The following is a 1,856-nucleotide window of genomic DNA, read 5'->3' on the forward strand; positions in this document are numbered from 1 at the left end:
CTCACGCACGCGAATCCGGAGGAGTCGTCTGGTCCCGCCCAGCAGGCCGCGCACCAAGCCGTCCAACAGGCCGCGCACCCTCCCGACCAGCAGGCCGCGCACCCTCCCGCCCAGCAGGCCGCGTACCAAGCCGTCCAGCAGGCCGCCCACCCGTCCGCGCATCGAACCGCGGTGTCAGGCGCCGGTGAACATCTGGGCGGATCCCAGGACGCGGTCCACCTCGATCGCCACCACGACGCGCTCGGGATTGGGTTTCGGCTCCCGGTAGCGCATCCCGTACCGGCGTTCGCCCTCGCGCACGGCGGCCTCGTCGGTGAGCAACGTCGCCCGGCCCTCGAACGTCAGCCACCGGCCTCGGTCCACGTGACAGACCGCTGCCCGTCCGCCGCGCGCGGCGTTGCGGGCCTTCTGCGACCCCCTCCGGGTGATCACGCGGGCCAGACCCGACCCGGTGTCGAGCGTGAAGCCCACCGCGACCACGTGCGGCGAACCGTCTCGTCGGAGGGTGGTGAGCGTACCGAGGTGGTACTCGGAGAGGAACTCGTGAGCGTCGGGCGACAGATCTGCCAGTGTTCGGGACATAGCGGCGAGCCTGCCACAGCGAGGCGGGACGAGGCGGCCGGCGGCGACGGGAGTGCGACCGGGCCTGGGACGGGCGTGGGAGGCAGTGAGATGGGCGTGGGACAATGCCCTCATGTCCAGCCCCGCATCCCCCGCATCCCAGCGCGCACCGGGCGGCGAGGTCGTCGTGATCTTCGGTGGCCGGAGCGAGATCGGTCTGGCGATCGCCCGGCGTCTCGCGGACGGATGCACGGTCGTCCTCGCCACACGACCCGGCCGCGACGTGTCCGCCCTGGCGGCACCTCTCACGGCCGCCGGGGCCTCGTCGGTCGAGATCATCGATTTCGACGCCGACGACCTCGGTTCCCACGTGAGGGTGGTGGAGGACATCGAGTCCCGGATCGGCGAGATCTCGGTCGCGGTCCTGGCGTTCGGGATCCTCGGCGACCAGGAGGTGGCCGAGAGGGACGCGGCGACCGCGGCTCGGATCCTGCACACCGACTTCGTGGCCCAGGCCGCCCTGCTCACCGTGCTGGCTGAGCGGATGAAGCCCCGCAGACGCGGCGTGCTGGTGGCGTTCTCCTCGGTCGCCGGTCAACGGGTCCGGCGCGCGAACTATGTGTACGGGTCCGCCAAGGCGGGGCTCGACGGTTTCGCCTCGGGGATGGCGGACGCCCTCCACGGCACGGGCGTCACCCTGGTGATCCCCCGCCCCGGATTCGTGATCGGCCGGATGACCGAGGGCATGGATCCCGCACCGTTCTCCTCCACGCCCGACCAGGTGGCCGATGCGGTGGTCGACCGGGTGCGGGCCCGACGGGCCGGGGTGGTGTGGATCCCGTGGCAGCTACGGGTGATGTTCGCCGTCGCCCGGTTGGTCCCGCAGCCGATCTGGCGACGGATGCCACGGTGAGACCCCCTGCCACCGTGGATCGCGACCGGTGACCGCCATGTTCGTCGGCGTCGGCACCGGCGATGCCGATCTGCTCACCGTCCGCGCCTCCAGGCTCCTCGCCGACTGCGGTACCTGCCTGTTCGAGGGTGTCCACGGGCTCCACGAGGTGCTGTCCCTCTGCTCTCCGCGGGCCCGACTTGTCGACACCACCGGGATGCCGGTCTCGGATGTCATCGCCGAGATCCGGGAGGCGAGTGGACGCGGAGACCGGGTGGTCCGGCTCATCCCCGGCGAGCCCTCGATGTACCGGGGGGTGGCGCAGGAGGTCCGCGCTCTCGAGGCCGCGGGAGTCGGGTGGCAGATCGTCCCCGGCGTTCCCGTCGTCGCCGCTGCCGCCGCC

Annotated in this window: 3 protein-coding genes; 2 read left to right on the forward strand and 1 reads right to left on the reverse strand. The window is 72.1% G+C overall.

Annotated elements, in window-relative coordinates; translation table 11 throughout:
• Nucleotides 1-174: 174 nt before the first annotated feature.
• Nucleotides 175-582, reverse strand: a complete 408-nt coding sequence (locus G6019_RS10370; RefSeq protein ID WP_107756439.1) for a PPOX class F420-dependent oxidoreductase — start codon at nucleotides 580-582, stop codon at nucleotides 175-177.
• Between the two features lie 112 nt (nucleotides 583-694).
• Between G6019_RS10370 and G6019_RS10375 the strand changes: the two genes are divergently transcribed.
• Nucleotides 695-1,474 (forward strand): SDR family NAD(P)-dependent oxidoreductase, encoded by a 780-nt coding sequence (locus G6019_RS10375; RefSeq protein WP_107756438.1) that lies wholly within the window; start codon nucleotides 695-697, stop codon nucleotides 1,472-1,474.
• 37 nt (nucleotides 1,475-1,511) lie between these two features.
• On the forward strand, nucleotides 1,512-1,856 hold a 345-nt coding region (locus G6019_RS10380; RefSeq protein ID WP_241725989.1), incomplete at its 3' end, for an SAM-dependent methyltransferase.

Source organism: Dietzia sp. DQ12-76, from assembly GCF_014145045.1.
Lineage (GTDB): Bacteria > Actinomycetota > Actinomycetes > Mycobacteriales > Mycobacteriaceae > Dietzia.

What these genes read in the sequence shown, in the direction of transcription:
- G6019_RS10370 (WP_107756439.1), bottom strand. Translation starts at nt 582, where the DNA reads ATGTCCCGAACACTGGCAGATCTGTCGCCCGACGCTCACGAGTTCCTC.
- G6019_RS10375 (WP_107756438.1), top strand. Translation starts at nt 695, where the DNA reads ATGTCCAGCCCCGCATCCCCCGCATCCCAGCGCGCACCGGGCGGCGAG.